The organism is Asticcacaulis aquihabitans (genome assembly GCF_032490435.1).
GTDB lineage: Bacteria > Pseudomonadota > Alphaproteobacteria > Caulobacterales > Caulobacteraceae > Asticcacaulis.
In genome coordinates, this window is sequence record NZ_JAVGWM010000001.1 from 1,482,796 (window position 1) to 1,503,340 (window position 20,545).

The following is a 20,545-nucleotide window of genomic DNA, read 5'->3' on the forward strand; positions in this document are numbered from 1 at the left end:
GTCAGGTTACCAGCATCTCGGTGATCAGAACGGCATTGACCTTGTGCGGCGCCAATACCAGGTTGATGCGACGAAGGATTTCCAGGCGTAACTGGTAATTGCCTTCCGAACCGCTCAGGTCGTCGGGACGCAGTTCCCGAATGAAGCCCTGAAGCACGTCATTGATGCGGGGCATGTTTTCATTGAGGGCGTCCACCGTATCCTGATCGGGACATTCGAAGGTCATTTTAAGCTTGAGATAGGAGGCGCGGCCGTCAGGCGACTGAATATTGGCCACCGTCGTCGGCATGGCAAAATAGGTCGTGCCATTGGGCCCTTCGGTGATGACCGGTTGCGTTGCCGGGTCGACCTTTTCAGCGCCGCCGCCATGTTCGCCGCCTTCCTTCTTCTTGTCCTTCTTGGCGTCTTTTTTCTCGCCGTGGCCGCCCTTCTCATCCTTCTTGGCGTCGCCATGCGCGCCGTCCTTGCCGGCTTCGGCGGGCGGCTTCGGCTTGAGGAACAGGAAATAGGCCGCAGCACCGCCTCCGCCCAGCAGCAGCACGGCCGCGGCGATGATGACAATCAGCAAGGGAAATTTCTTTTTTGCCGGGGCATCGCCTTCGCCGCCCTCGGCACCGTCAACCGGAGGCGCTTCCGCGTCCTTAGGTTTCTTTTCTTTCTTGGCCAAAATGCCCACCCGCTAAATACAAACGTGAAGCCGGATACCTGGAGTTTAGGCCCAACTCTTAAACAAACCCTAACCGCCTGACGTGAGGCGTTAACGCCACTATGGCCAAACATGGTTAACGATTGCTTGTTAAAGGCGGTCAAGGCGGCATTTTTTGCCGGTATTGCGCATCTGAAATTCGGCCAAAAAGAGATAAGTCTTTTTAATTTCAATGCATTGTCGAAAGCGGCCCTCTCTGGCACGGCGCTTGCACATTCGAAAACATGGTTAACGCAATGACGCGGTAACTTCGGATCAACCCTCTTACAGGACATGCGGACATGGAAAACACCAATTACGTCGCCTTGTCGCGTCAGATCACCCTGCAAAGAGAGCTGGACATCAGCGCCAACAACCTCGCCAACATGAATACGACCGGGTACAAGTTCGAGGAACTGCTGGTTAATGCTGAACCGGGCGCGCCGGCCGTCAATATGCCGATTCGGACACCGGCCAATTTTGCCTATGACAACGGCGTCGGTCGTAATTTTACCCAAGGCACACTCAATCAGACGGGCGCCCCGTACGATGTCGCGCTCAACGGCGATGGCACCTTTTTCGTCGTTAACACGCCCAAGGGTGAGGCCTATACGCGCAACGGCGCCTTTACGCTGGGCGCCGACGGCACCTTGATGACCCAGCAGGGCTATGTCGTCCAAGGCGAGGGCGGGCCTATCGTCCTCGATCCCCAGAAAGGTGAGCCGACCATTTCAGCGGACGGCATCATTTCTCAGATGTCGCAAGGCCAGACCGAACGCGTCGGCAAACTGAACGTGGTCAGCATCGCCAATATGAGCGATCTGCAAAAAAATGGCGACGGCACCTTCAGCCTGACCAGCAATGCCGCCGCCCTGCCTGCCGTCGACGCGCGCGTACAACAGGGATTCCTTGAATCGTCCAACGTCAATCCGATGGTCGAAATCACCAATCTGGTGCGCATCAATCGCGCCTATTCCACGCTATCCGCCATCATCGAACAGAACAGCCAACTGAACCGAAGCGCCGTAGAGCGCCTTGGTCGTGTGGCGTAAGGTAAGGAATACAAAATGCGTGCATTAAGAACCGCTACAACGGGCATGGCCGCCCAGCAGATGAATGTTGAAGTCATCTCCAACAACATCGCCAACATGAACACCGTCGGATTCAAAAAGCAGCGCGCCGAATTCCAGGACCTGCTCTACCAGAACGTCGAACGCATGGGCTCCCAGTCCTCGGCGTCCGGCACGGTCGTCCCGACGGGTATTCAGATCGGTTCGGGTGTGCGCACCGCTGCGGTTTATCGCATCATGGAACAGGGCACGCCAACCCTGACCGGCAATCCTTACGACATGACGATCCAGGGCAAGGGCTATTTCCAGGTCCTGATGCCGTCCGGCGAAACCGCCTATACCCGCGCCGGAAATTTCGAGGTCGATGACCAGGGCCGCCTGGTTACCACCGAAGGTTACCTGGTCCAGCCCAACATCAATATTCCGCAGGGATCGACCAACGTCACCATCTCCAAGACCGGCCAGGTCCAGGTGACAACGCTGGGCTCATCGGCCGCGCCTGTGGTGGTGGGGCAGCTCCAACTGGCCACATTCTATAACGAAGCCGGCCTCGACGCCCAGGGCGACAATCTGTTCATGCAGTCAGGCGCATCGGGCGCTCCCAATGTGTCAACGCCCGGCGATGTCGGCTTCGGCACGATCCTCCAGAATTACACCGAAGCATCGAACGTCGATGCGGTATCGGAAATCACCGCGTTGATCGTGGCTCAGCGCGCCTACGAGATGAACTCCAAGGTCATAACCACCGCCGACGAAATGCTGCAAACCACCAGCCAACTGGCCCGAGGCTAAGTCATGAAACGCGTATTGTTCTTCGCCACACTGCTGTTCGCCCCCCTCGCGGGCCACGTCCAGACCGCGAACGCCCAAGCCGCACCGCAATATCTGGTGCTCAAGTCCAGCGTCACCGATGGCGATGGCCGCATAACTCTGGGGGACGTATTCGAAAACGCCGGTGCAGCGTCTGGTGTTGTGCTCGGTTACCGCCAGGATGCCACGGCCGTGCTCGATGCTGCCGTCGTGCAGCAGATCGCCGCGCGCAACGGCGTTGTTTGGGACAACCCGCGCGGCCTGCGTCGCATCATCGTTGCGGCCGGCCCTGAAACACCTTCCGCGTCTGCGCCGCAACGCACGGCCATTACGGGTGCGCAAAACTACGCAGGCTGGGGTGTCCAGGCGCCCGTCGCCGGTCCGTCCGGCCCGATTGTCGTCAAACGCTCTGAAATGGTCGCCGTCACCTGGACGCAAAACGGGCTCAGCCTGACCATGTCCGGCCAGGTGCAAAAAGATGCCGGCATTGGCGACGCGGTCCAGATCATGAACCCTACGTCCAAGAAGCTCATCGACGCGGTCATCACCGGTCCCGGCACGGCGGTCGCCGGCCAGGCCGCCCTGCAGATTCGCAGTCAAACCCTGGTGTCTTCGCGTTAAGTCCTTTTCCCACAGGACATTGAAGCCAAAGTCAGTACGTAAGGTCCCTCGTCATGAAACAGATTGTTCTCGCCACCGCTGCTCTTGCCGCCCTGACCGCCTTGTCCGGTTGCGGATCGATCCACGATACCGTCGCCGGGCCGCAGTTGAGTGCCATGTCCTATCCAGCCGCGCTGGTGCCACAGCAGCAACCCGTGATCTACCCCCAGCAAAACACGGCGCCCGCGTCATCGAACTCGCTGTGGCGCGTCGGCGCACGAACCTTTTTCAACGATCAGCGCGCCCGCGGCGTGGGCGACATTCTAACCGTACAGGTCGACATCGACGATTCGGCCCAAACCAGCAATACAACCGACAGGTCGCGTACCAACAGCTTCAATGCCGCAACTCCGACGATTCTGGGTATAGAATCGTCACTCGGCAAAATTCTCCCCAATGCCTACAATCCCGCCAAGGCGTTGGCCGATTCGTCAAATTCGACCTCGAATGGTGCTGGCACGGTAAAAAGGGCGGAAAAAATTTCCGTCACCATCGCTGCGACGGTCACTGGCGTGCTGCCGAACGGCAATCTGGTCATCCAAGGGACCCAGGAAGTGCGCACCAACCGCGAGGTCCGGGTTCTGACCGTCGCCGGCATCGCCCGGCCGGAAGACATTTCGTCAACCAATACCATCCGTCATACGCAACTGGCCGAAGCGCGCATCTCTTACGGTGGTCGTGGCGACATCACCAACATGCAGGGTCCGCCCGCCGCGCAGGCCCTTATGGAAAAATATTCCCCGTTCTAGAGCATTCGTCGACTCAGTTGAGCCGCCTCATGGCTCTCATTTTTTGTAACGCCTCATGCCGAAAAGTGGGGTCCACTTTTCGGCATGAGGCTCTAATTGGCAGAGCGTGACTTTCGACCCGGGCCTTGACTCAATTTTGAGACTTTTGACCTAGATTGGCAGCCGGTTCCGGACCGGAACCGCTGCCCTCAGGTCCCATGTCCGCACGCTCATCTGCCCGTTCTGCCGATTTCGCGCGTCGCGAAACCGCCGACGTGCGCGCGAAGACCGGGCCAGAAGGCCTGGCCCTGTGGCTCATCTATGCCGAGTTGGGCCTGACGGTCTTCTGCATTCTGATGTTTTCCAACGCCCTGATCGGCCCGGTCTTCGCACCGCAGAACGACCTGACTGGCGTATCAGAAAGCGATTCCGCCATTCTGCGTGTCATGTGGCTGCCGGTCTATGCCGTTACTGTGGCCCTAATTGCGATACGGGTCACCCGCTTGATGCGCATCCTGCCCGGCCTGTTCATGACGGGGCTTCTGGTCGGGCTGTGCTTCGCCTCGAACTACTGGTCGATTGCGCCGGACATAACCATTCGCCGCACCATCGCGCTTGCCTTCACCACACTGTTCGGCCTCTACCTGGCAAGCCGCTGGCGCGGCGAAGACCTGGTGCAAATCGTTGCCGGCAGCTTTGCCCTTCTGGCCTTCGGGTCCTATTTCGTTTGTATCGCCGTTCCCAGCCTGGGCATCCATACCGACATCAATGCCGGGGCCTGGAAAGGCCTGTGGTACGAAAAGAACCAGATGGCGGCCATGATGGTGCTGGGCTTCATCGCCGCCTGCGCTTCGGCCTACGTCTCGCCGGAACGCCGCAAGGCATGGATCGGCGTCGCCGTCATGATCTTCCTGCTGGTCGTATTGTCACGGTCTAAAACCTCGCTGCTCGCCTGCATGGTCAGTGCCGCCGCCATTCCCTTGCTGCTGGCCCTGCAACGCGGCGGCGTATTGAGCATCATCTTTACCTGGCTGGCGGCAACCGCCGCCATGGTCGGCGCGGCGCTCTTCTACATCATGCCCGATCAGATACTGAAGCTGCTGGGCAAGGACCCAACGCTGACCGGACGCACCGAAATATGGGCTTCGCTGATGCGTCTGTCCGATAAGCATCCGTGGCTGGGCTATGGCTACAAGGCCTTCTGGACGCCGGATTCCGTGCCGGCGGCAGTTGTGCGGGCGGAGACCCATTGGGAGGTGCCTTCAGCGCACAATGGCTGGCTTGACCTGCTGATTCAACTGGGCTGGACTGGTGTCACCCTGTTCGGCGCGGTGCTGGCCGCCGGCTTCTTTTGCGCCCTGTTCCGCTTTGCCAAGGTCAGGGACGGCTTCTTCTCCGTTCTGATCCTGATGCTGTTCAGCTTCCTGATCCTGTCGGAAAGCTTTATCCTATCTCAGAATTCGCTGATATGGGCGCTGTTCGTCTGCGCTCTGGCGCGACTGACCGCCAATGCGGTTGAAGAATAGCCTTAGACCTGCCCCACCGCTTCCGAGACAGAGCGGAAACCATCAGCCTTCAGACGCATGACCAGATCGCGGCGCACCGCATCGGCCAGTCCAGGCCCGTGATAGACCATAGCCGAATAGAGTTGCACCAGGCTCGCCCCCGCCCGGATCTTGGCGTAGGCCTGCGCCCCCGACGCGATGCCGCCCGCGCCGATCAAGGTCAGGCGACCGGCCGCAGCCGTGGCTGCCACTTTCAGCGCCCGCGTCGACAATTCGAACAACGGCGCACCTGACAGACCACCCGCTTCACCTGCGTATGGTGATTTGAGCCCGTCGCGCGACAAGGTCGTATTGGACACGATCAAACCGTCGAGAGCATGGTCGATCGTAGACGACACCGTATCCTCGATCTCGCCATTGCTGAGATCCGGCGCAATTTTGAGAAAGATGGGGCAGTTGACATCCGTTGCCTTCATCAGCGCAGAGCGGGTTTCGGCGATCTGCGCCAGCAGGTCGTCAAGATGCGACTTGCCCTGAAGCGCGCGCAGGCCCGGCGTATTGGGCGACGAGATATTGATGGTGAAATAGCTGCCCAGTCCCCACAACCGCTTAAGGCCGGTGATGTAGTCGGCCATGCGGTCGGTCGCATCTTTGTTGGCGCCGATGTTCAGCCCCACGACCGCGCCGTTGCGATGGGCGTTGATGTGTTCCAGATGCCCGGCAAAAATGTCCAGCCCGGCATTGTTGAAGCCCATGCGATTTATGACCGCTGCGTCTTCAGTCAGGCGGAACAGACGCGGCTTCGGATTGCCGTCCTGCGGCAGGGGCGTCACCGTGCCGCATTCGGCAAAGCCAAAGCCGGCGCGCACCATGGCCAGCGGCACTTCGGCGTTCTTGTCGAAACCCGCCGCCAGCCCGACACAGTTCGCAAACCGCAGAACGCCGCCATCAAATGGCACATCCACCGCCAGCTCCGGCGTCTGCAAAGACGACACTGGCCCCAATCCCAACTTAAGGAGCTTAATCGTCAGAGTGTGCGCCTCTTCGGCAGCCAGAAGATGCAGGGCGCGGGTCGCGAGTTTATACATCACTTAGCCAGGTAAATGCCGTCATAGACGGGGCGGCCGGCGACATCGACCTCGAACACGGTCGCCGTAGCGGTCGGGTAGTTGCCACGCACCTTGTCGGTGATTTCCGGTCCAGCGGCACCTTCGAACAGATACTCCGCCACAAGATACTGGACGCCGGGATTGTGCGCGACGACCAAAAGGCATTGGCCGTCGTCTTCGTGACGCTCGATCGCCTGGCGCAGGGCCTCCGATCCGGCATTGTAGAAGTCGTCCGAGATCAGGGCCGGTATATCCCCGAGCACGCTCTTGACCTCATCGAATGTGCCCTGAGTTCGCGCAGCGGCGGAGACCAGGGCAAAGTCGGGTTTTAGACCATATGCCTGTAGAGCGCGGGCCACATGTTGCGCTTCGTCGCGTCCGCGCGGCGCCAGGACACGGTCGAAATCCTCGCCGGAGTCCGCGTCTTTTTCCGCCTTGGCATGGCGCATGATGATAAGCTGTTTCATGCCTCTTGCTATGCTCAGAATCTGCCCCACGGTCAAGCATAAGCCGGCTGGAATGCGCGGTGTGTGCCCGCTCAGCCCAGGTCGCGCGATACCGGCTCCAGTTCGCGCGAGGTCGGCACCGGCTGCGGCGGCACGAGCACGCCGCGCAGTTCGTCCATGATCGACTTTTGCGGACGCGGTGTATGGGCGACGAACGGCCGGCGCCCCGCCTCCATCAGAATCAGCCCGCCCGTCAGGGGCCATATGCGCGGCAATATCTTCTCCAGCGCACCGGCCCAACGTAACAGAGACTTCAACGGCGGCGCATAGAGGGCGTAGGACCACGCCAGGGGTTCGAGGTCGGCATCCCGCAGCGCCGCTTCGAGTTGCAGGCGGCTATAGGGCTGACCATAACCGAAGGGGGTGCGTTCGGCATGCGCCCAGAAGCCGCCCCGCGCCGCCACACCAATGATCAGCTTTCCATTCGGCGCCAGAAGTCGGGCGGCTTCAAGCAGCAGCCCTTGCGGCGTTGGCGATTCCTCCAGGGCGTGGATGATCAGTATGCGGTCGAAAAGCCCCGTCGGGAAAGGCAGCGCCTGTTCGTCAATCAATACCGTGCGCACGCGCATATCGGCGGGCCAGATTTCCGCCCCCTGTCCCGCCGGCATGGCGGCCAGAACGCGGCGGCCTTCTGCAAACTGGTCGAGATAGGGACTGCAATAACCGATGCCCAAGACATCGAGCCCGCGCACGTCCGGCCAGGCTTCGCCCAGCTTGCGTCCGATAAGACGGCGCGCCACCTGTCCTTCCGGCGACAGATAGAAACTGTTGAGGTCTTCGACCGGACGGCGCAAACGGCGTTTCCTTAAGCTTCGCGGGTTCTTATATAGGATACCGTATCAACCCTGTCACGGCGACCCCTAACATGTCCCTAAGGCCTAACCTAAAGATAGACGTCTTTCCTGCGCTCCAGGACAATTACGGTTTCCTGATTCAGGACCAGGCAACAGGCAAGACCGCCATTATCGACGCGCCGGAACCGCGCGCCATCACCGCACGGCTGGACGCTTGGGGCGTCGGACTGGACTACATACTCAATACCCATTGGCATCCCGATCACGCCGGCGGCAATGTCCTCATCCAGAAGCGATACGGCGCGGTCATCTACGGTCCGCCGGAGGTGCGCCGCATCGCGCCGCTCGACCATGTGCTTGAACCTGGCGATGTTTTCCATCTGGGTGATACGCGCCTCGACGTCATCGACCTTGGCGGACACACGCTCGGTCATATCGGATATATCGACGCGGCGGGCGGCAATGCCTTCGTCGCCGATACGATCTTCCCCCTCGGGTGCGGCCGCCTGTTCGAAGGCACACCGGCACAGATGTGGGGCGCACTGAAACGTATCGCGGACCTGCCGGACGAAACGCGGCTCTATAGCGCCCACGAATATTCGCTGTCCAATTTGAAATTCGCCGAGCATCTGGGCATTAACCCGGCGCTGTCTACGCGTGCGGATATCATCCGCGCCAAGCGCGCGGCCGGAGAACCGACCGTGCCTTCGACGGTCGCTGAAGAAAAAGCGACCAACCCTTTTCTTGTCTATCCATTGCAGGAAACGGATTTCGATGCCCAGGCGGCGAAATTCGGCGAGTTACGGCGGGCCAAAGACTGCTTTTAAAGCCTGTTGCGACCTAGCGGCGGGCGGTGTTGCCGACCGGAAAGGTCGTGACGATCAGGTTAAATATGCGCTTGGACGACGGACGGCCGCCCCAGTAGCCGCGCGAAATATCCAGTTTCAGGACCAGAACCCCATTCTGGATGGTGGCACTGGGCGGACGGCCTTCAATGAACTGTACGGACTGAATCGGGGCCAGAATCTGCTTGCCGCGGTTTTGGCTGGAAACGCGGATCAGCGCGTCGGCCGTGACGTCGGCGGCATCGGCATATAGATAATCCGTACCCGGCGTAACGTCAGGCGCGTCAAATCCGAAATTACGCCCGACGGCCAGACTGACCCGGCGGCTGGCGTGGACCAGAGACTGGAACAACAGACTGGGCGACATGCGACCCGGCTGGAACGCCTCGGCGCGACCACTAACCGCCACAGGATCACCCGTTGGGCGGTCGTCGCTGAATAGGATCATCCCGCCCCAGCGGGTCGCCTTCAAGACCGGCTCACCGACATCGTTCTTGTAAATGATATCGCCCTTTGGGCCTTGGGTCGGGGTCAGGAGCCAGACTTCGTCGTCGCCATCGAACCGGACGAGTGTATGACCGCTGGTTTCGTCCATGACGAAGCTTTCACCATCCTCGGAGCGGAAATGTGCCACGGTGGGTCGTGTGGGGGTCTGTCCGGGATCGGACTTCTTGCCGAACATGGCTTCCTTGAGAGATCGCGGGGCCTCGGCAAGGGCATGGCCAGCCTCTGCGGCGCACAGCAGCAGCAAAAACGCGCTCAGGATACGGACCCAGGAATGTGCCAAATTCTTTGTCATTACCCGGATTACTAGGGTTCGACTTGGGCCAATTTAAGACGCGGAAGGAAATAAATTAAGGCAGGCCAATACGAAAAAGGGGCGCGGATATGACTATCCGCGCCCCTCAAATTTTACACTTTAACCGGCATGGACCGCTCTTGGCCGGGCCGCTAAAGCCGGGCCCACTATAGCATATGTTGGCCACCATTGACGGCGATAGTCGCGCCCGTGATGAAGGATGCCATGTCCGAGGCGAGGAAGGCGCAGATTTCAGCCACTTCCTCAGGGGTACCGAGGCGGCCGACGGGAATACCGCCGACAATCTTGTCGAGCACAGGTTGCGGAATGGCGGCGACCATCTCGGTCGATGTATAGCCCGGCGCCACGCAATTGACGGTAATGCCCTTGCTGGCGGACTCCATGGCCAGCGCCTTGGTGAAGCCGATCATACCGGCCTTGGCGGCCGAATAGTTGGTCTGGCCAGCCTGGCCCTTCTGGCCGTTGATCGAGGAGATGTTGATAATGCGACCGTAATTGCGTTCACGCATGCCTTCGATCACCTGGCGCGTCATGTTGAAGACGCTGTCCATATTGGTGTGAATGACTTCCTGCCATTGCTCTTTCGACATCTTGTGGAAGAAGCCGTCACGCGTGATGCCGGCATTGTTGACCAGAACTTCGATCGGGCCGAGCGCCGCTTCGACTTCCTGGACGGCGCGGGCGCAATCCTCGAACTTGTCGACGCTGCCCTTGACGATCATCACGCCCAGTTCTTCGGCGACCTTTTTGGCGTTCTCTTCATTGCCGGCGTAACCAGCGGCGACCGTAAGGCCAGCATCTTTCAGACGCTTGACAATAGCCTTGCCGATACCGCGCGTACCACCGGTAACCAATGCGACTCTACCCATATGTAAATCCCTCTCTGTAAGTATGTTTATACGGCTTCGACGGCCAGGGCGACGCCCATGCCGCCACCGATGCATAGGGTGGCGAGGCCCTTACGGGCGCCCGAGCGCTGCATTTCGTGCAACAGCGTGACCAGCACGCGAGCGCCGGACGCACCAATCGGGTGACCGATGGCGATCGCGCCACCATTGACATTGACCTTGGCCGTGTCCCAACCCAGTTCACGGTTGACGCTGATCGCCTGGGCGGCGAAGGCCTCATTAGCTTCTATGAGGTCGAGATCGTTTACCGACCACCCCGCCTTGGCCAGCGCCTTCAGCGTCGCCTGAATCGGGCCGGTGCCCATGATCGCCGGATCGACGCCGGAAATGCCGCTCGACACAATGCGCGCCAACGGCTTCAAGCCGCGCTTGTCCGCTTCGGCGCGCGACATAAGAACGACAGCGGCCGCGCCATCATTGAGGCCGGAGGCGTTGGCAGCGGTGACCGTGCCATCCTTGGTAAAGGCCGGACGCAGACCGGAAATGCTGTCGATAGTTACACCGTGGCGGATGAATTCATCGCTGTCGACGACGGTGTCGCCCTTGCGGCCCTTGATCGTGTAGGGCGCGATTTCGGCGCTGAACTTGCAGGCCTTCTGTGCCGCCTCGGCCTTGTTTTGCGATGCGACGGCGAATTCGTCCTGTTCCTGACGCGAGATGCCGAACTTGGTGGCGACATTTTCGGCTGTCTGGCCCATGTGGTAATTATTGAAGGCGTCCCACAGGCCGTCTTTGATCATGGTGTCGACCAGCGAGAGGTCACCCATTTTTTGACCGGCGCGGATGTAGGCCGCGTGCGTCGCCATGGACATGCTTTCCTGGCCACCGGCAACGACGATTGCGCTTTCACCCAAGGCCACCTGCTGGGCGCCCAGCGCCACGGCGCGCAGGCCGGAGCCGCAGATCTGGTTGATCGACCAGGCTGGGGACTCATAGGGAATGCCGGCCTTTACCGAGGCCTGGCGCGCCGGTCCCTGACCTTGCGCAGCCTGGAGCACCTGGCCCAGAATAACTTCGTTGATGTCAGCCGATTGCAGGCCGGCGCGTTCGACGGCCGCCTTAATGGCATGAGCGCCCAGGTCGTGCGCCGGGACGGCACCGAATGACCCGAGGAAAGAGCCAACCGGCGTGCGCGCGGCGGAGACGATAACGACTTCATTGGACATACGGGGTTTCCTTTAGCACCTGTGGAAAAGACTGCTCAATCCGGCACTTAAGGCACGTGAAAAGCGAAATCAAGTTACGCCGTTCTCCAGTGGCTTGAACAGTCATTTCATTTTATGACCGCATTGGTGCCTGATCGTGAACACGCCGTCACCCGTAAAAATCATCCGTTTGCGGACACGCCATTCAACTTTTTGTGCGCACAACGATCTGCAATATGATTCTCTTGCGAATTGCGCGACACACAATAATCGAAACCTTGCGCCATAAGGATTTTCTTCGTTTTCACACGCCCTCTTTACGCATAAGCAAAAAAAGGCTTATGTTGTGAGTGCGAAATGGAATGCGGCGGAGTCCGCAAGCGCAACAATATCTCAGGTAGAGTCCCAGGAGGCTTTCATGGTTGAAACCAAGACACGGGCAAAACGCGGCGAAGGCGATCGCGTGGTCATCAAGAAGTACGCGAACCGCCGGCTGTATAACACCGCGACCAGCTCATATGTCACCCTCGACAATCTCAGCGACATGGTCCGCCAGGGTGTCGATTTCGTTGTGTTCGACGCCAAGACCGGCGACGACATAACGCGCGGTGTGCTGGCTCAGATCATCTTCGAAGAAGAAAGTCGCGGTCAAAACCTTCTGCCCATCCAGTTCCTGCGCCAGTTGATCGGTTTCTACGGCGACAGCATGCAGAATCTGTTGCCGACCTATCTCGAAATGTCGCTCGACGGCTTCGCCAAGCAGCAGGAGCGCTTCCGTTCGCAATTTTCGCAAGCCTTCGGCGGCACACCGGGATTGGGCTTCTTCGACGAACAGGTGTCGCAGAACCTGGCCATGTTCGACCGCGCCATGCGGATGTTCTCGCCGTTCTCGTTTGCCAATACGGCGGCAAGTCCGGGCCAGACCGGCGGGATCGCTCCCGAAGCACCAGAACCGACAACGGGTGGCACGCCCGCTGCCAAGCCCGAAACCGATCAGGTCCGTGAATTGCGTCAGCAAATGGAAGCCATGAAAGCCCAGATCGACCAACTGGCGTCCAAGGGCTAAAGTGGATGCGGCGACCTGTCGATATCAACGATGTCGATAAATTTTAAGGCGCAGGTCGCCGTTCCACATATTGTTTTAGCAAAAATGCTGTAGACTGGGACCATGAGCGAAAACGCTGATCCCAAATTGCCTGTGCCTGCCGGTCCGGTTGTCGAACATCAGCCGGGTTACGCGCCGCGTGGCCGTAAGCAGCGCGCTAAGACCAGCACCGATGGCGAAGATGCCGTCTATGCCGCCCAATTGCTGAGTGGCGGCGAAAAGCGCGGCCTTCGGGGCGGTCCGGAAACGCTTGAGCGGGCAAAATCGACCTATCTGAAGTCGGAATATTCCGGCCCGAACGACCGCCGCCCGCAACCGGGGCGCGTCACAAAGACCGAAATCTAGAGCGCTTCCGGGTCCAAACCGCTCACCTTATCGACAACACACACAACAAAACAACGCCTTAGAGCCTAAATCGGCAAACGCGCCCGGTTATGGCCATGGTATCTGTCACGCGGCACGCGACTTGCATTGGCATGGATTCCTCGTACCCGGAGCCTGTCTTGCTGTCCTTAGCCAATGCTCGCAAACCGCGCTCCCATTGGACGCGTTTCGCCACCCGCGCCTTCGATATATTTGCCGTCGCCCTGATTTTTTCAGTATTCGGCTGACTTGGGGTCAAACCAAGAAAAAGCCCGCCGATGACCCGGCGGGCTTAAATGCGTCTCGACAGCCTATTGAGGCTCCCACCTAGAGCATTTCCCGATCACGTTGAATCGGACAAATGCTCTAGACTTTTGTTTTTACGCACTTTTTGGTCCGAAAAGTGCGTCACACTTTTCGGAAAGTGCTCTAGTGTCCGAAATCGATGTCTTTCCGCGCAGAGACGGCGGTGACAATAAAGCCGGCCAGCACGTCCATCAGGGTCATGAAGGTCAGCAGGAAGAAGGTAGAGGTCGCGAACGGACGGAACAACAGGAATTCCACGAGGCAAACAATGAAGACGACCATTGACAGAGAATGGTTGACGATCGCCACCTTGTCAGACTTGGTCGATTTAAGCAGCTCGAAGAACAGGCAGATCAAGGAGCCCAGCAGAATCACGTCGCCGACGCTGACTTCCCAATGTGTGCCATTGGAAGGCATGGGCAGGCTGAACAAAATCTGGCTGACCGCGCTATAGGCGGCATTATCGGCGCCGCCGAACAGAGTAAACACCGCCAGGATGTTGTAGACCAGGAACGGTATGGCCAATAGTGGAAACGCCGTAAGCATGCTGAACCCCCTCTTCTCCTCGGCCACGGGCTGCTTGTCGTACATCCCGATGGCCGCTTCCTTTGCAATCAGATCGCGGTCGATAGCCATATGAGCACCTCTCCTGTCGCAAATGGCGACGGCTGGAGCACTTTCCAAATTGTAAAGCAACTTCCCGGTCGAAAGTTGCGCAAACGAAAAGTCCAGAGCCGCGTCCGTTATGAAAGCGAGCGAACTCTAGAGGCCGCTTTCGCTCACCTTACCTGGCTGGCGTAAACGGCGGTTTAACCACATTACACCCGGAAGGTCGGAAAGCGCCACGGCTAAACGGCCGATATTGGTATATTTCGAATGACCTGTGGTACGCAGGCGATCATCGACGGGTTCAAATAAAATTTCAAAGCCTTCTCGCGTCACCAGCGACGGCAGGTAGCGGTGCATCTGATCGAAATAGGGCAGTCGCAAAAAGACATCGCGGCGCAGGGCCTTGAGGCCGCAGCCCGTGTCATCCGCCTTGTCGTTGAGCATGGCCTTGCGAATACCGTTTGCCCAACGTGACGCCCATTTCTTCGAGGCCGAATCCTGGCGATTACGGCGCTGTCCGGCCACCATACCGACATCGGCCGGGGCGCCCCTTAGAATTTCCACCATCCGGGCGGCATCCGCAGCCGGATTCTGACCGTCGCCGTCCAGCGTCACAACGACATCGCCACGCGCCGCAAAAAAACCGGTACGCATGGCACCACTCTTGCCGACATTATTCTGATGGCGCAGAACACGAAGGCCCGGAATGTCGGCCTGCGCCGCGACCAGTCGTCCGTGCGTATCGTCCGTCGATGCATCATCGATGAAGAGGATTTCGAAGTCGCTGCCGAACCGCTTTGAAAACTCGGTCGCGATTTCCCGCGCGACTTGTACGGCCGCCCCTTCTTCGTTATAGACGGGCACCACGGCAGAAACGGTTACAGGCATTTGGCGCTCGTATGACAGGCGAAACAAGGGATTGAAACCCATTGGGTTTTAAGCCTCTTACCTGCTTTACCCTCAGCCGTAAATAGTGATCGCCCGCGCGTCTTGCGGGCCATAAGGGGTTCCATGGCCGGTATGACGTTCCAGACGGTAGTCCACTTTATCCAGGGCACCTTTGTCCGGATGGCCTCGAAAGGCCGGCGCGGCCCCCTGATCGCTGCACTCCTGGCCTTCATGGTGGGGCTGCCCTGCGCTATGATGATCCCGCCGCTGGACCGTGATGAATCCCGCTTCGTCCAGGCTTCGGCCCAGATGATGGAAACCCGCGACTACATCAACATCAACGTCCAGGACGTGCCGCGTTACAAGAAGCCCGTCGGCATTCACTGGCTCCAGGTTGCGGCGGTCAAGCTGACCTCCAATGTCGCCAAGCGCGATATCCTGGCCTTCCGGTGGCCGTCCCTGCTTGGTGCGGCCCTGGCCGCCTTTGCCTGCGCCTGGGGCGCTGCCAAGGCCTTTGGTACGCGCGTCGGCGCCAAGGCTGGCCTGCTCATGGCGGTCGGCTTCATGTTGTCGACTGAAGCCTTCATCGCCAAGACCGACGCCATGCAATGTGGGCTGATCACCCTCATGATGGCCGCCTTGGCGCAGATATATCTGCGAACACGCGATCTCGGCCGGGATGCACCCGTCCCGCGGCTATTCTTGCTGAAGACGGTCTTCTGGCTGGCCCTGGCCGGTACCATCATGATCAAGTTCATCATCGGCCCCATGATCCTGGCCACGACGCTTCTAGCGCTGTGGGGCTGGGACCGCCGCATTGGCTGGGCAAAGCACCTCAGTTGGGGCTGGGGTCTTATCCTGGTCGCCCTAATCTGTGGTCCATGGATCGTGGCTATTACCGTGGCCACCGATGGGAAGTTCTGGGTCGGCGCAATCGGTCATGATTTCGCCTCCAAGCTCAGCGGCGGTTCAGAAGGGCATTTCATGTGGCCAGGCTATCACTTGGCCTTGCTGCCCATAACCCTCTTTCCCGCAGCTTGGCTGCTTGGGGGTGCGGTACAGACCGCCATCGTCCGTCGCCACGAAGCTGCCATTCGTTTTGCCATCTGCTGGCTGGTGCCCGCCTTCCTGATCTTCGAGCTGTCACCCACCAAATTGCCGCACTATCCCCTGCCCACCTTCGGCGCGCTGGTCTGGCTCTGCGCCGTATCCTTGAATGTGCCGTTGAAGCTGTGGGCGAAGATCGTGAATGTTGTGGCCGGCGTAATCGGCGGCCTTGTCCTGAGCGTTTTGGCGATGGCTGGTTATGCCTTGTATGGCAATAGTCTCAGCTTGTTGTTCGTATTCGGCGTCGTGGCCTCGGCATTGGTCCTGGGGGGACTGGGCGGCTTTCTCATGTGGCGCGGTCTGAAACGCACGGGCTTCGCCTTCCTTCTGGCGTCCGGCATACTGGCCCACCTGACCTTCGTCAGCGAACTGTCGACGCTCAGCCCCCTGTGGATTTCGCGCGCACTGGAGAAGGCGCTGGTGACGGCGCATCTCGATCCGCGTCAGGGGATCGCTCCCGGCCCGGTGGCAATCCTGGGCTATTCGGAGCCAAGCTTCGTCTTCGCTATGGGCACGAAAACCCAGTTGCTGAACGACGATGCCAAGGGCGCGGTGGAGGCTCTTCAGGATGGGCGCCCGCTATTCGTCGAGCGCGACTTCGAACCGGCGTTCCAGACGCAAGCCAAGGCGGCTGGCATCACCCCGCACGCCGTCAGCCAGGTCAAGGGCCATAACTATAACGGCCATGACCAGGTCCTGACGCTGTATAACAACTGAGGCTATTGGCCGGCGATTTCGTCTTCGTCGTTGCGAAGGCGTTCGCGCGTGGCGGCTCGCGCCAGCGACACGCCCAATATGACCGGGGTCAACGCCCACACATACAGTTTGCGCCACACGGTATCGGCACGCTTGTTGAAATAGTGGACCAGGCCACGGCCCTTTTTCCATTCGACGAACAAAGGCTCGACCCGCGACGTATGGCCTTCGTGCACCACTTCGGCATGAGGATGGAACAGAACCGTTCCGCCCATGCGACGGGCCCGCCAGCATAGATCAACGTCTTCGACATGGAGGAAAAATTTGGTGTCAAAGCCCCTGAGCAAGGCGAAGTCATGCTTGGAGGCCAGGAAGCAGGCGCCGGAAATCGTCGCGACCGGGACGGGGGCTTCGGGCACAGGTTCGCTTTCCAGATGGATTTCGTATTTGCGCAGGCTGGGCAACCAGCGGTGCAGATGCATCAGGGAAATCAGGGTGGTGACCGGCGTCACTTCCCCACGTCTGGCGCCACGTTGTTCCGTCAAATCTGGATTGAGCAGACGGGCGCCGACAATGCACGGATTGGGTTGGGCCTGCGCTGCCTTAACCAACTTGCGGATGCAATCGGGTTGCAGCAAGGCGTCCGGATTCAAAAATAACAACCACGGCTGGGTAGCCAGGGTAGCCCCGAGATTGGCCGCCCGGCCAAAACCGATATTGCCATGGCCCTGCACCAGCAGGACATGATCATGCTCATCCTTCAGATCGCGCAACTTCTTTTCGACCGTCGGTGTCGAGCCGTTGTCGATGATGATGAACTGATTGACCTGAGGATCGTTGAGCACGCGATTGATGCTGTCGAACAGGATCTTTCCGGTGTGAAAAACGATCATGACAACCGTGACGCCATCCACCATACGGTCATATGGTGCAAGCGGCTGGAGGAAATACTGGGCCTCGCTGGTGGCTAGCTTGCGTTCCTTCAGAATCTCGATGATGGAGGGCGGCAGGTGTGTCATCAAACTATGCCTTTAGATCAGGAGGCGTGGCTTCGCCAGCCAGGCGTGTCACAGCATCAGCAATGCTGAGAATGGTCTGGCCTTCGGAACCGAGGAAACGCAGGGCGACCTCGCCGGTTTCGGCCTCCTTGCGGCCGACGACGGCGATAACCGGCACCTTGGCCAGCGAATGCTCGCGGACCTTGTAGTTGATCTTTTCATTGCGTAGATCGGCTTCGACACGCAGGCCCGCCTTACGTAGAGCCTCCACAACCGTTTCGGCGTAAGGATTGGCGTCCGAGGTAATCGGCGCCACCACGACCTGAACCGGAGCCAGCCACATCGGGAACTTGCCGGCATAGTTTTCGATCATGATGCCGATAAAGCGCTCGAACGAGCCTAGGATGGCGCGGTGAAGCATGACCGGACGCTGGCGCGAACCGTCTTCGGCGACATATTCGGCGTCTAGACGCTCTGGCAGAACATAGTCGAGTTGAAGCGTGCCGCAGGTCCATTCACGGCCGATGGCGTCCTTGACGATGAAATCGAGCTTAGGCGCGTAGAAGGCACCGTCACCTTCGGCGATGACCGGCTCGACGCCGGCGGCACGAGCGGCTTGCGCCAACATGCCTTCAGCCTTATCCCAGAACTCGTCGCTGCCGGCACGGACATCTGGGCGCGTCGCCAGGTTGATATAGGCGGTTTCCATGCCAAGATCGGCGTGGATCATCTTGGTGAGGCGGACGAATTTTTCCGTTTCCTCAACAATCTGATCTTCGCGGCAGAAAATGTGTGCATCGTCCTGAGTAAAGCCGCGCACGCGCATCAGGCCATGCAGCGAACCGGACGGCTCGTAGCGGTGGCAAGCACCGAATTCGGCCATGCGCATCGGCAGTTCCTTGTAGGACCGCAGCCCGACCTTGAAGATCTGAACATGGCCCGGACAATTCATCGGCTTGAGCGACAGGGTTTCGCCTTCGACCGTTTCACAAACGAACATGTTCGGACGGTATTTTTCCCAGTGACCCGACTTTTCCCAGAAGGAGCGATCTAGCACCTGAGGCGTCTTAACCTCGACATAGCCGGCGGTATCGAGACGGCGGCGCATATAGGCCTCAAGAACCCGCCACAATACCCAGCCTTTCGGGTGCCAGAACACCATGCCACGGCCTTCTTCCTGCATGTGGAAGAGGTCCATTTGGCGGCCGATGCGGCGGTGGTCGCGCTTCTCGGCTTCCTCGATGCGCTGAATGTAGGCTTCCAGGTCGGCTTCGCTGGCCCAGGCCGTGCCGTAAATGCGTTGCAGCTGAGCATTATTGTGATCGCCACGCCAATAGGCGCCGGCCAGCTTGGTCAGCTTGAAGGCCTTGCCAATGAATTTCGATGTCGGCAGGTGCGGCCCGCGGCAGAGGTCCTTCCACTTATCGCCATGGCGATAGACGGTAATGGTTTCGCCCGCTGGCAGGTCGCGGATGATCTCGGCCTTATATTTTTCGCCGATCTCTTCAAAATGACGGATGGCGTCTTCGCGGTCCCACACTTCACGCGTAATCTTCTCGTCGCGATCGACGATTTCCTTCATCTTCGCTTCGATTTTGGCGAAATCGTCCGTCGAAAACGGTTCTTCACGCGCAAAATCGTAATAGAAACCATCTTCGATCGATGGACCGATGGTCACTTGCGTACCGGGAAACAACTCCTGAACCGCTTCGGCCAGAATATGGGCGGTGTCGTGACGAATCACGTCAAGCGCTTCGGGCGCTTCGCGCGTCAAGATTTCCAAAGCCCCCCCCTGCTCAAGCGGCCGGTCCAGGTCGAGTAGCTCGCCATCGAGCTTGATAAGGACAGCCTTCTTCGCCAATGACTTCGACAGGCTTTCGGCTATGGTTCTGCCGGTTGTCCCCCTGTCAAAGCTGCGAACGGCGCCATCAGGGAACGTCAAGTCTATCGTCATCTTAGTCACTTCTCTCTGGCGACCTGTAGCCCTTACGGCGGGCTTCATCGCGCAATAATTTTTGTAAGGATTCGATGTGACCTTTTAAAAGGCCGGACCGAACCTTGTCTCCTGATGCATTTTCTGCAGCAGGCTACTGTTTATGTTCCGCTTTCGGCGGAACCGGGTCAAAACCGTGTCCTCCCCCCGGACGACAACGGCAGATCCGCTTTACACCCAACCACGCACCCATGACAGGTCCGTGACGGATAAGGGATTCAGCCATATATTCAGAGCAGGTCGGCCGAAACCGGCAACCCTGCCCGATATAGGGCGACAAGGTGACCTTATAGGCCCGCAATGCCGCGCGCACCGAACGTTCGTAAAGAGCGGTCATGCACAATCGAATGGAGAAAAAGCATTGACGCGTCAACCCCCTGCACACGAAGCCCCCCTCGCATTGCAACCATGACACACTACAAGCCCTTACCGCATAGTGGCAAGGTGAAAAGCGAAGAAATACCAGTCAGAATTGATTTAGTGACGAAATTGCCTCACCCGTCGCCTCAAGGGCGAGTAAGGTGGAGGCATGACGCGCCGGAAAATCCTTGACCGAGGCCAGAATTGCCAGGTCGGCGAAGCGATCAGGAAATACGACCGCCTCCCCCTTCAATAATCTGCGCAAGGCGTCACGCGCCGCGATGACCTCTCCCGTCGTTGCGCCCACGACATGCTGGCTCAGTATGGCCGCCGCCGCCTGGCCTAAGGCACACGCCTGAACCTGTTGGGCGAAGTCAGTCACGACATTGTCACTGACATTCAGTTCGACATGGATGGTCGAGCCGCACAGTTTGGCCGTCTTGTCCACCGTTGCCTGCGGTCGATCAAGGTGACCGACATGTTGAAGCTGGGTCGTGCGGCGCAAAATTTCGCGAGAATACAGGTCGTCGATCAT

At 59.1% G+C, this 20,545-nt stretch carries 22 protein-coding genes; 9 read left to right on the forward strand and 13 right to left on the reverse strand.

Annotation, left to right across the window (positions count from 1 at the left end):
* Position 1 precedes the first annotated feature (1 nt).
* Positions 2-667, reverse strand: a complete 666-nt coding sequence (locus tag RCJ00_RS06850) for a flagellar basal body-associated FliL family protein (RefSeq protein ID WP_316221022.1) — start codon at positions 665-667, stop codon at positions 2-4.
* 320 nt (positions 668-987) lie between these two features.
* Here RCJ00_RS06850 and flgF point away from each other — a divergent pair, with 320 nt between their 5' ends.
* The 5 genes from flgF to RCJ00_RS06875 all read left to right on the forward strand — a co-directional run bounded on the left by flgF (position 988) and on the right by RCJ00_RS06875 (position 5,479).
* On the forward strand, positions 988-1,737 hold the full coding sequence (flgF, locus tag RCJ00_RS06855; RefSeq protein WP_316221023.1) for a flagellar basal-body rod protein FlgF: 750 nt from the start codon (positions 988-990) through the stop codon (positions 1,735-1,737).
* A 15-nt stretch (positions 1,738-1,752) separates the two neighbouring features.
* Complete coding sequence (flgG, locus tag RCJ00_RS06860; RefSeq protein WP_316221024.1) at positions 1,753-2,547, forward strand: flagellar basal-body rod protein FlgG; 795 nt, start codon at positions 1,753-1,755, stop codon at positions 2,545-2,547.
* A gap of 3 nt (positions 2,548-2,550) precedes the next feature.
* Positions 2,551-3,186, forward strand: coding sequence for a flagella basal body P-ring formation protein FlgA (locus tag RCJ00_RS06865; RefSeq protein ID WP_316221025.1), 636 nt, complete (start codon positions 2,551-2,553; stop codon positions 3,184-3,186).
* A 53-nt stretch (positions 3,187-3,239) separates the two neighbouring features.
* Positions 3,240-3,974, forward strand: a complete 735-nt coding sequence (gene flgH / locus RCJ00_RS06870) for a flagellar basal body L-ring protein FlgH (RefSeq protein ID WP_316221026.1) — start codon at positions 3,240-3,242, stop codon at positions 3,972-3,974.
* 197 nt (positions 3,975-4,171) lie between these two features.
* Positions 4,172-5,479, forward strand: coding sequence for an O-antigen ligase family protein (locus RCJ00_RS06875; protein ID WP_316221027.1), 1,308 nt, complete (start codon positions 4,172-4,174; stop codon positions 5,477-5,479).
* 2 nt (positions 5,480-5,481) lie between these two features.
* Here the strand turns inward: RCJ00_RS06875 and RCJ00_RS06880 are convergent, their stop codons facing one another.
* The 3 genes from RCJ00_RS06880 to RCJ00_RS06890 all read right to left on the reverse strand — a co-directional run bounded on the left by RCJ00_RS06880 (position 5,482) and on the right by RCJ00_RS06890 (position 7,867).
* Complete coding sequence (locus tag RCJ00_RS06880) at positions 5,482-6,546, reverse strand: quinone-dependent dihydroorotate dehydrogenase (protein WP_316221028.1); 1,065 nt, start codon at positions 6,544-6,546, stop codon at positions 5,482-5,484.
* On the reverse strand, positions 6,546-7,034 hold the full coding sequence (locus RCJ00_RS06885; RefSeq protein ID WP_316221029.1) for a SixA phosphatase family protein: 489 nt from the start codon (positions 7,032-7,034) through the stop codon (positions 6,546-6,548). Before RCJ00_RS06885 ends, RCJ00_RS06880 begins: the two co-directional genes overlap by 1 nt.
* Positions 7,035-7,105: 71 nt before the next feature.
* A complete protein-coding gene (locus RCJ00_RS06890) occupies positions 7,106-7,867 on the reverse strand; it encodes a methyltransferase domain-containing protein (protein ID WP_316221030.1) in 762 nt (253 codons plus the stop codon).
* A gap of 71 nt (positions 7,868-7,938) precedes the next feature.
* Between RCJ00_RS06890 and gloB the strand changes: the two genes are divergently transcribed.
* Positions 7,939-8,694, forward strand: coding sequence for a hydroxyacylglutathione hydrolase (gloB, locus tag RCJ00_RS06895; protein ID WP_316221031.1), 756 nt, complete (start codon positions 7,939-7,941; stop codon positions 8,692-8,694).
* A gap of 13 nt (positions 8,695-8,707) precedes the next feature.
* On the opposite strand, the gene RCJ00_RS06900 is transcribed toward gloB, so the two are convergent.
* From RCJ00_RS06900 to RCJ00_RS06910, 3 genes are all read right to left on the reverse strand, one after another.
* The gene (locus RCJ00_RS06900; protein WP_316221032.1) at positions 8,708-9,499 is read right to left on the reverse strand and encodes a DUF4908 domain-containing protein; all 792 of its coding nucleotides are present in this window, start codon (positions 9,497-9,499) and stop codon (positions 8,708-8,710) included.
* Positions 9,500-9,678: 179 nt separating this feature from the next.
* On the reverse strand, positions 9,679-10,401 hold the full coding sequence (phbB, locus tag RCJ00_RS06905; RefSeq protein ID WP_316221033.1) for an acetoacetyl-CoA reductase: 723 nt from the start codon (positions 10,399-10,401) through the stop codon (positions 9,679-9,681).
* 26 nt (positions 10,402-10,427) lie between these two features.
* A complete protein-coding gene (locus RCJ00_RS06910) occupies positions 10,428-11,606 on the reverse strand; it encodes an acetyl-CoA C-acetyltransferase (RefSeq protein ID WP_316221034.1) in 1,179 nt (392 codons plus the stop codon).
* A gap of 397 nt (positions 11,607-12,003) precedes the next feature.
* On the opposite strand from RCJ00_RS06910, the gene phaR reads away from it, so the two are divergent.
* Positions 12,004-12,651: a polyhydroxyalkanoate synthesis repressor PhaR gene (gene phaR / locus RCJ00_RS06915; RefSeq protein ID WP_316221035.1), complete on the forward strand. Its 648-nt coding sequence runs from the start codon at positions 12,004-12,006 to the stop codon at positions 12,649-12,651.
* 102 nt (positions 12,652-12,753) lie between these two features.
* On the forward strand, positions 12,754-13,035 hold the full coding sequence (locus RCJ00_RS06920) for a hypothetical protein (RefSeq protein ID WP_316221036.1): 282 nt from the start codon (positions 12,754-12,756) through the stop codon (positions 13,033-13,035).
* Positions 13,036-13,482: 447 nt separating this feature from the next.
* Here RCJ00_RS06920 and RCJ00_RS06925 read toward each other — a convergent pair whose 3' ends face one another.
* Together RCJ00_RS06925 and RCJ00_RS06930 are read right to left on the reverse strand one after the other, a co-directional pair.
* Complete coding sequence (locus tag RCJ00_RS06925; RefSeq protein WP_411267521.1) at positions 13,483-13,995, reverse strand: hypothetical protein; 513 nt, start codon at positions 13,993-13,995, stop codon at positions 13,483-13,485.
* 126 nt (positions 13,996-14,121) lie between these two features.
* Entirely contained in the window at positions 14,122-14,856 is a 735-nt protein-coding gene (locus RCJ00_RS06930) for a glycosyltransferase family 2 protein (protein ID WP_316221037.1), read from the reverse strand.
* A gap of 123 nt (positions 14,857-14,979) precedes the next feature.
* On the opposite strand from RCJ00_RS06930, the gene RCJ00_RS06935 reads away from it, so the two are divergent.
* Positions 14,980-16,680 (forward strand): ArnT family glycosyltransferase, encoded by a 1,701-nt coding sequence (locus RCJ00_RS06935; RefSeq protein WP_316221038.1) that lies wholly within the window; start codon positions 14,980-14,982, stop codon positions 16,678-16,680.
* Positions 16,681-16,682: 2 nt separating this feature from the next.
* Here RCJ00_RS06935 and RCJ00_RS06940 read toward each other — a convergent pair whose 3' ends face one another.
* The 4 genes from RCJ00_RS06940 to RCJ00_RS06955 all read right to left on the reverse strand — a co-directional run bounded on the left by RCJ00_RS06940 (position 16,683) and on the right by RCJ00_RS06955 (position 20,545).
* Positions 16,683-17,678, reverse strand: coding sequence for a glycosyltransferase (locus RCJ00_RS06940; RefSeq protein WP_316221039.1), 996 nt, complete (start codon positions 17,676-17,678; stop codon positions 16,683-16,685).
* Between the two features lie 4 nt (positions 17,679-17,682).
* On the reverse strand, positions 17,683-19,611 hold the full coding sequence (thrS, locus tag RCJ00_RS06945) for a threonine--tRNA ligase (protein WP_316221040.1): 1,929 nt from the start codon (positions 19,609-19,611) through the stop codon (positions 17,683-17,685).
* A 133-nt stretch (positions 19,612-19,744) separates the two neighbouring features.
* Entirely contained in the window at positions 19,745-19,987 is a 243-nt protein-coding gene (gene yidD, locus RCJ00_RS06950) for a membrane protein insertion efficiency factor YidD (RefSeq protein ID WP_081714509.1), read from the reverse strand.
* A 129-nt stretch (positions 19,988-20,116) separates the two neighbouring features.
* A complete protein-coding gene (locus tag RCJ00_RS06955) occupies positions 20,117-20,545 on the reverse strand; it encodes an iron-sulfur cluster assembly scaffold protein (RefSeq protein WP_316221041.1) in 429 nt (142 codons plus the stop codon).